Here is a 7,306-nt window from a genome sequence, read left to right as displayed (position 1 = left end):
GGTGACGATGATCTCCTTCTTGCGGCCGGTGATCACCAGATAGCCCTCGTCGTCGAGGGTGCCGATGTCGCCGGTGGCGAACCAGCCGTCCTGGAGCGCGTCGGCGGTGGCCGCCGGGTTGTTCCAGTAGCCGGTGAACACCTGCGGGCCCTTGAGCAGCACCTCGCCGTCCTCGCCGATCCGGATCGCGGAGCCGGGCAGCGGCTGGCCCACGGTGCCGATCTTGGGCCTGTCGTGCGGGTTGAAGGCGGTGGCGGCGCAGGTCTCGGTGAGGCCGTAGCCCTCCAGCACGGTGAAGCCGATGCCGCGGTAGAAGTGGCCGAGCCGCTCGCCCAGCGGGGCGCCGCCGGAGATGGCATGGGTGGCTCTGCCGCCGAGGGCGGCCCGCAGCTTGCTGTAGACCAGCCGGTCGAAGACCTTGTGCTTCAGCCGCAGGGCCAGCCCGGCGCCGCCGCCGTCCAGGGCGCGGCTGTAGGCGATGGCGGTCTCCGCGGCCTGGTCGAAGATCTTGCCCTTGCCGTCGGCCTGGGCCTTGGCGCGGGCGGTGTTGAAGACCTTCTCGAAGACCCGGGGCACACCCAGGATCAGGGTGGGGGAGAAGGCGCCCAGCTCCGCGGTGACGTCCTTGATGTCGGAGACATGACCGAGCTTCGCCGGGGCGATGGCGCAGGCGATCTCGGCGATCCGGCCGAGCACGTGGGCCAGCGGCAGGAAGAGCAGCACCGAGCCCTCGCCGGTGCGGAACAGCGGCTTCAGGCGGGCGGTGATGTTGCCCAGCTCCGCCAGGAAGTTGCGGTGGGTGAGCTGGCAGCCCTTGGGGCGGCCGGTGGTGCCTGAGGTGTAGACGATGGTGGCGACGGTGTCCGGGCCCAGGGCCGTCCGGCGCTCGTCGATCACCGCGTCGGCGACGTCGGCGCCGGTACGGGTCAGTTCGGCGACCGCCCCGGCGTCGATCTGCCAGACCTGCTTGAGCCCGGGCAGCCGGTCGCGGACCTGCTCCACGGTGGCCTCGTGCGCGGCGGTCTCGGTGATCACGGCGACCGCGCCGGAGTCACCGAGGATCCACTCCACCTGCTCGGCGGAGGACGTCTCGTAGACGGGCACGGTGATGGCGCCTGCGCACCAGATGGCGAAGTCGAGAAGGGTCCACTCGTAGCGGGTGCGGGACATGATGCCCACCCGGTCACCGGGGCCCACGCCGGCTGCGACCAGCCCCTTGGCGGCCGCCCGCACCTCCGCCAGGAACCGGACGGCCGTGAGGTCCTGCCACCGGCCGTCGATCTTGCGGCTCACCACGGCCACGTCGGGATGGGCCTGGGCGTTCCGATGGATCAGATCGGTGAGGTTGCCGCCGCTCGGAACCTCGTAGAGGGCCGGAAGGCTGAACTCGCGCAAGACTGCTCCTCGTCTGCGACGCTGCGGGACGCCAGGACGTTACTGCCGGGTAGGTAAGTTGAGATAGGGGGGCCATGCAATGTGTTCCGTGTGTCACACGGCCGTTGACGGCAGGTTGCCGGGCGCTTCCTGCCTGTAACCGCGGGACGGTACGCCGGTCGCGGCGGCGTACGCCTCCTGACCGCACCCTACGGCAGCCGGATCGCCGGGCGGTGCACCGGACAGGCGTGGGGGCGATGGGCCGTCCGTGCCCGAACCCCTAAGGTGGCGGTCATGCGGGTGCATGTGGTGAGTGATGTGCACGGCAGCGCCGAGGCGCTCGCCAGGGCCGGTGACGGCGCGGACGCCCTGCTCTGCCTGGGCGACCTGGTCCTCTTCCTGGACTACGCGGACCACAGCCGCGGGATCTTCCCCGACCTGTTCGGCGCCGCCAACGCCTCGCGCTACGTGGAGCTGCGCACCGCCCGGCGCTTCGACGAGGCCCGCGCCTTCTCCGACACCCTGTGGGTGACGCTGGGCCGCCCCCGGCAGCAGGCGGTCGAGGAGGCCGTCCGCAGGCAGTACGCCGAACTCTTCGCCGCCTTCCCCAGCCCCACCTACGCCACCTACGGCAACGTCGACGTGCCGCGGCTGTGGCCCGACTTCGCCCGCGACGGCGTCACCGTCCTCGACGGCCAGCGGGTGGAACTCGGCGGACGCACCTTCGGCTTCGTCGGGGGCGGCCTCCCCACCGTGATGCGCACCCCGTACGAGGTGGACGAGGAGGCGTACGCGGCCAAGGTGGCCGCGGTCGGCGAGGTCGACGTGCTCTGCTGCCACATCCCCCCGGCCGTCCCCGAGCTCACCTACGACGTCGTCGCCCGGCGCTTCGAGCGCGGCAGCGAGGCGGTGCTGGAGGCGATCCGGGCCACCCGCCCCGAGCTGGTCCTCTTCGGCCACGTCCACCAGCCGCTGGCGCGCCGGATGCGGATCGGCCGCACCGAGTGTGTGAACGTCGGGCACTTCCGGGCCACCGGCCGGCCGTACGTCCTGGAGTGGTGAGGCACGCCCCCGGTGACGCGGCGTACGGCCGCGATAACCTTCCTGCACACACCACCCGAGCAGTCGACATCACAGCGGCCAGAACCACAGCGGCCACAATGCGGAGGGCCACCCGATGGCGGAGCACACCAGGTCGAGCATCACGATCGACGCCACCCCGGCCGAGGTCATGGGGGTGATCTCGGACTTCGCCGCGTACCCGGAGTGGACGGGCGAGGTCAAGGAGATCGAGGTGCTCGGCGAGGGCCCGGACGGCAGGGCGGAGCAGGTGCGGCTGCTGCTGGACGCCGGGGCGATCCGCGACGAGCACGTCCTCGCCTACACCTGGGACGGGGACCGCAAGGTCACCTGGACCCTGGTCAAGAGCCAGATGCTCAAGGCCCTGGACGGCTCCTACTCGCTCGCCCCGCTGGAGGGCGGCACCGCCACCGAGGTCACCTACCAGCTCGCGGTGGACGTCAAGATCCCCATGCTGGGCATGATCAAGCGCAAGGCCGAGAAGGTCATCATCGACCGCGCCCTGGCCGGGCTGAAGAAGCGCGTCGAGAGCTGACCGGCCACCCTGGGGTGGGAGCACTCCCCGATCGAAGCGAAGGGCGGACCGGTATGACGACCCGTACGGTGCTGGTCACCGGCAGGGGCGGCAGCGGCACCACCACGGTGGCCGCCGCCACCGCGGTCCACTCGGCCCATCGCGGTCTGCGCACCCTGCTGCTCTCGGCCCGCGATCCGCACCGCACCCTGGACACGCTCCTCGGGGTACGGCTGGGCAGCGCGCCCGCCCCGGTCGGGGACGGCGGAGAGCCGCCGTACGCCCTGCGCATCGACGAGGAGCGGGCCTTCCAGGAGGAGGCCCAGCGGCTCTCCGGGCGGGTCAAGCCCGCCTTCGACCTGCTGGGCGTCGACCCGCTGGACCCCGAGGAGCTCACCGCCCTCCCCGGCACCCGGCACCTGGTGCTGCTGCGCGCCCTGTGCGAGCACACCGCCTCCGGCGACTGGGACCTGCTGGTCGTGGACGGCCCCCCGGTGCCCGAGCTCGTCGCCGCCCTGGCCCTGCCGGAGCGGCTGGACCGCTATCTCGCCCGGCTGCTGCCCGAGCAGCGGCAGGCCGCCCGGGCGCTGCGCCCGGTGCTGGCCGCCCTCGCCGGGGTGCCGATGCCCTCCGACTGGCTCTTCGAGGCCCGTTCCTGGGCGGCGGCGCGGCTCGCCGAGGCCCGTAGCGTGGCGTCGGCCCCGCAGACCTCCGTCCGGCTGGTGGTGGACGCCGACGCGCACACCCTGTCCGAGGTCCGCCAGGCGCGCGCCGGACTCGCCCTCTTCGAACACCGGCTGGACGCGGTGGTGGCCTCCCGGACCCTGCCGGACTCGGCAGCCGGCTCCGCGGACCCCTGGCTCGCGGCCCGCGCCGCCGACAGCGGCGCCCGGCTGGCCGCGCTGGCCACGGAGTTCCGCTCGGCGGCGCCGCTGCTCACCGCGCCCCACCTGGGCCGGAGCCCCGAGGGGCCGGCCGACCTCGCCGAACTGGGCGCCGAGATCTACGGCGCCGACCCGGGCCCGCAGCCGCAGCCCGGCACCCCCTGGACGGTCGACGACCGGCTCGCGGACGACGGCACCCTGGTGTGGCGGCTGCCGCTGCCCGGAGCCGAGCGGAGCGACCTGGACCTGGTGCGGCGCGGTGACGAGCTGATCGTGGGCACCGGCGCCTACCGGCGGATCGTCCGGCTGCCCTCCGCGCTGCGCCGCTGCACCGTCTCGGGTGCGGGGCTGCGCGGCGGTCTGCTGTCGGTGCGCTTCGCCCCCGATGCCGGGCTGTGGCCGCGCGGCTGAGAGCCCCCGCAGCACGGTGGCTCTCGGGTAGCGTCGAGAGGGCCAGCAGTGCACCGATCTGAGGAGCAGCCACCATGAGCAGTGCCGACGACCGCCGAGAGGGCGAGGACGTCTGGGCGCGGGTGGTCGCCGAGGACGCCGCGGCGCAGGCCGCCGCGCAGCGCGAGGCGGCCGAGCCGGAGCAGCAGGCCGGGCGGGAGGAGAAGGAGAGCAGGGCCGGGGAGGACCCCTTCGGCGGCGGCGGCGGCGCGGAGGACCCGCTGGGCTCGCAGCTCGGCCCGCTGGTCGAGGAGGTGCGGCGGTTCGCCTCCGCGGTGGGGGAGCGGATGCAGGAGGCGACCCGGGCGCTGGGCGCCGGTGAGGGTCTCGACCGGCTCGCCGGACCGGTCCGGGAGAAGCATCCGGAGGTCTACCGCCACCTCGCGGCGGCCGGCGGCGAACTGCTCGCCGCCTATCGCGCGGCCGTCTCCGGCCACGAACGCCGCTGGACCACGGAGCGGAACTCCGGCAGCGAACGCATCGATCTCGACTGACTTCCGAAGGCCTGTGCAGGGGTGAAGTCGCAGGTCGCAGCCGGTCACCCAGCCGGTCCGGGCTATCACGGAGCGGGATGAATCGTACGACTTCTGAATGATGCCGCCGTGCTCGACCGGGCAATGTCTTCGGTTAATGTACGGGGCGGTGTGTACCCAGCGCTCGCGGACGGGTACGGTACCGCCCAGCGGGGACCGAGTGAATGACTGAGGGACACATGGGACTCACCATCGGCGTCGACGTCGGCGGTACCAAGATTGCGGCAGGCGTGGTCGACGAGAGCGGCCGCATCCTCGGCCGTACGCGGGTGCCCACGCCGGCCGATCCGCAGTGGGCCGTCGATGCCATCGCACACGCCGTACGCGAGTTGAAGGAGCAGTACCCCGACGTGGCCGCCGTCGGGGTGGGGGCACCGGGTTACATCAACCGTGAACGCTCCACCGTGATCATGGCGCCCAACATCGCGTGGGAGAACGAGCCGCTCAAGCAGCGCATCGAGGAGCTCACCGGCCTCGACACCGTCATCGAGAACGACGCCAACTGCGCCGCCTGGGCCGAGTTCCGGTTCGGCGCCGCGGCCGAGCACGACGACATGGTGCTGATCACCGTGGGCACCGGCATCGGCGGCGGCATCGTGCTGGAGGGCCGGCTGCACCGCGGCCGCTTCGGCGTGGCCGGGGAGATCGGCCACCTCAACATGATCCCCGAGGGCCTGCCCTGCGGCTGCGGCGGCAAGGGCTGCTGGGAGCAGTACGCCTCCGGCCGCGCCCTGCGCCGCTACGGCCGGGAGAAGGCCGCGGCCGACCCGGTGGCCGGCAAGCGGATGCTCGACCTCAACGACGGGGTCGCCGAGACCATCCGTGGCATCCACATCACCGAGGCCGCGGAGGAGGGCGACCCGCTCGCCCTGGAGTGCTACGAGGAGGTCGCCGACTGGCTCGGTCGCGGCATGGCCGACCTGGCCGCGCTCTTCGACCCGGCGGTCTTCGTCCTCGGCGGCGGTGTCTCGGACGCCGGGCGGCTGCTGCTCGACCCGGTCGCCAAGGCCTTCGGCAAGTACCTCACCGGCGGTGTCCACCGCCCGCGGGCAGAGGTGGTCCTCGCCTCCATGGGCTCCGCGGCCGGCATCGTCGGCGCGGGCGACCTGGCCCGTACGGCCTGACCCGTACGGCCTGACCGGACGGCTCGGCCCGTAAGGCCCGACCGTACGGCCTGGCCCGGACGCTCGACCTTCCGGCGGGGCGGGAGCCCTCACCTCCTGTCCCGCCGTAGCGTGGAGCACGGCCGCGGCCGCCCGGCCCCCGGCGCACCGCACCGCCGTGAGGAGGCCGCCCATGGGCGACGACCCCGCCGCCGTACCGTCCGCGCTCCCGCTCCCCGAGCTGCCGCCCTCCGGCCCCGAACCCGACGGGTCGGAGCGGATCCGGGTCCTCAGCTACAACATCCGCTCCCTGCGCGACGACCGGGCCGCCGTGGTCCGGGTGATCCGCGCCTGCGCCCCCGACCTGGTCTGCATCCAGGAGGCGCCCCGCTTCTGGCGCCCCGCCCACCAGGCCGCCCGGCTCGCCCACCGCACCGGCACCGTGGTGCTCTCCGGCGGCCGCAGCGCCGCCGGTCCGCTGCTGCTCGCCCGGCTCCGCGCCACCGTGCTGCGCACCAACGACCTGCTGCTGCCCCGCACCCCGGGGCTCCACCAGCGCGGCTTCGCCACCGCCACGGTCCGCATCGGCCGCGCCGCCGCTTTCTCCGTCACCAGCTGCCACCTCAGCCTGGACCGCGAGGAGCGGCAGCAGCAGGCGTCCCTGCTGCTCGACCACATCGCCGGGCAGGGGGTGCCGTACGGCGTGGTGGGCGGCGACTTCAACGAGCGCCCCGACGGCCCGGCGTGGCGGCTGCTCGCCGGCCGGCTGCACGACGGGTGGGCGGTGGCGCCGTGGGGCGGCGCGATGACCTCCGTGCCCGCGGACCCCCACCAGCGGATCGACGCGGTCTTCACCACCCCGGGTGTGGAGGTGCTGGCGTGCGGTGTCCCGCACGGGCTGCCCGGTCTCGCCGCGGACGACCTGCTGGCGGCCACCGACCACCTGCCGGTGCTGGCGGTGCTGCGCATCCCGGCGCCGTAGCGCCCCCCGGCCGGTCGGTGGCGGCGGCGCCGCCGGGGCACCGGGTGCCGTCCGGGTGGCGGGGGAGCCCTCAGACGACGGCGCCGCCGTGGGGGTCGTCGTCGTCCTCGTCGCGGTTCTTCATCCGGGCGACCAGGGTGATGAAGCCGCCGATGAAGGCGGTCACGCCCAGGGCCGCGGGCCAGCCGCTGACGTCGCCCCAGAACAGGGCGGAGAAGAACAGCAGGGCCGGGCCGCCGAGGACCGCGATCCAGGCGAAGGTGCCGGTGGTGTCCGTGCGGGGGAGCGGCGGCGGCTCCGGAGGGACGAAGTGGTCGTCGTCCGGGTTCTCGGACGAGTCCCAGTCGCGGGGGCCGGAGGCCGGGTGGGCGCTGTCGGGCCGGGGC

7 protein-coding genes and 1 pseudogene are annotated in these 7,306 nt (G+C 73.9%); 6 read left to right on the top strand and 2 right to left on the bottom strand.

Going from position 1 to position 7,306, the window contains the following annotated elements:
• Nucleotides 1-1,395 (bottom strand): AMP-dependent synthetase/ligase (locus AOK09_RS34880; RefSeq protein WP_055591211.1); only part of this gene is annotated, 1,395 nt, incomplete at its 3' end.
• A 273-nt stretch (nt 1,396-1,668) separates the two neighbouring features.
• On the opposite strand from AOK09_RS34880, the gene AOK09_RS34875 reads away from it, so the two are divergent.
• From AOK09_RS34875 to AOK09_RS34850, 6 genes are all read left to right on the top strand, one after another.
• The gene (locus tag AOK09_RS34875) at nt 1,669-2,436 is read left to right on the top strand and encodes a metallophosphoesterase family protein (protein WP_055591210.1); all 768 of its coding nucleotides are present in this window, start codon (nt 1,669-1,671) and stop codon (nt 2,434-2,436) included.
• A 115-nt stretch (nt 2,437-2,551) separates the two neighbouring features.
• Nucleotides 2,552-2,989, top strand: coding sequence for an SRPBCC family protein (locus AOK09_RS34870; protein WP_055591209.1), 438 nt, complete (start codon nt 2,552-2,554; stop codon nt 2,987-2,989).
• A 53-nt stretch (nt 2,990-3,042) separates the two neighbouring features.
• Complete coding sequence (locus AOK09_RS34865) at nt 3,043-4,263, top strand: ArsA family ATPase (protein WP_055591208.1); 1,221 nt, start codon at nt 3,043-3,045, stop codon at nt 4,261-4,263.
• Between the two features lie 74 nt (nt 4,264-4,337).
• A complete protein-coding gene (locus tag AOK09_RS34860; protein WP_055591207.1) occupies nt 4,338-4,796 on the top strand; it encodes a DUF5304 family protein in 459 nt (152 codons plus the stop codon).
• Between the two features lie 218 nt (nt 4,797-5,014).
• Nucleotides 5,015-5,959 (top strand): ROK family glucokinase, encoded by a 945-nt coding sequence (locus AOK09_RS34855; protein WP_055591206.1) that lies wholly within the window; start codon nt 5,015-5,017, stop codon nt 5,957-5,959.
• Nucleotides 5,960-6,131: 172 nt separating this feature from the next.
• Nucleotides 6,132-6,920 carry an endonuclease/exonuclease/phosphatase family protein gene (locus AOK09_RS34850; RefSeq protein ID WP_055591205.1) on the top strand — a complete coding sequence of 263 codons (789 nt, stop codon included), beginning with the start codon at nt 6,132-6,134 and terminating at the stop codon, nt 6,918-6,920.
• A 70-nt stretch (nt 6,921-6,990) separates the two neighbouring features.
• Here AOK09_RS34850 and AOK09_RS34845 read toward each other — a convergent pair.
• A pseudogene (locus AOK09_RS34845) lies at nt 6,991-7,306 on the bottom strand (hypothetical protein); the annotation flags it as partial.

This window comes from Peterkaempfera griseoplana, assembly GCF_001418575.1.
GTDB lineage: Bacteria > Actinomycetota > Actinomycetes > Streptomycetales > Streptomycetaceae > Peterkaempfera > Peterkaempfera griseoplana.
The sequence above is the reverse complement of the archived record's forward strand: the minus strand, read 5'-3'. Positions and strand labels throughout refer to the sequence as shown.

Coding starts and splice junctions, on each gene's coding strand:
- AOK09_RS34865 (WP_055591208.1), top strand. CDS start 3,043: ATGACGACCCGTACGGTGCTGGTCACCGGCAGGGGCGGCAGCGGCACC.
- AOK09_RS34855 (WP_055591206.1), top strand. CDS start 5,015: ATGGGACTCACCATCGGCGTCGACGTCGGCGGTACCAAGATTGCGGCA.
- AOK09_RS34860 (WP_055591207.1), top strand. CDS start 4,338: ATGAGCAGTGCCGACGACCGCCGAGAGGGCGAGGACGTCTGGGCGCGG.
- AOK09_RS34870 (WP_055591209.1), top strand. CDS start 2,552: ATGGCGGAGCACACCAGGTCGAGCATCACGATCGACGCCACCCCGGCC.
- AOK09_RS34875 (WP_055591210.1), top strand. CDS start 1,669: ATGCGGGTGCATGTGGTGAGTGATGTGCACGGCAGCGCCGAGGCGCTC.
- AOK09_RS34850 (WP_055591205.1), top strand. CDS start 6,132: ATGGGCGACGACCCCGCCGCCGTACCGTCCGCGCTCCCGCTCCCCGAG.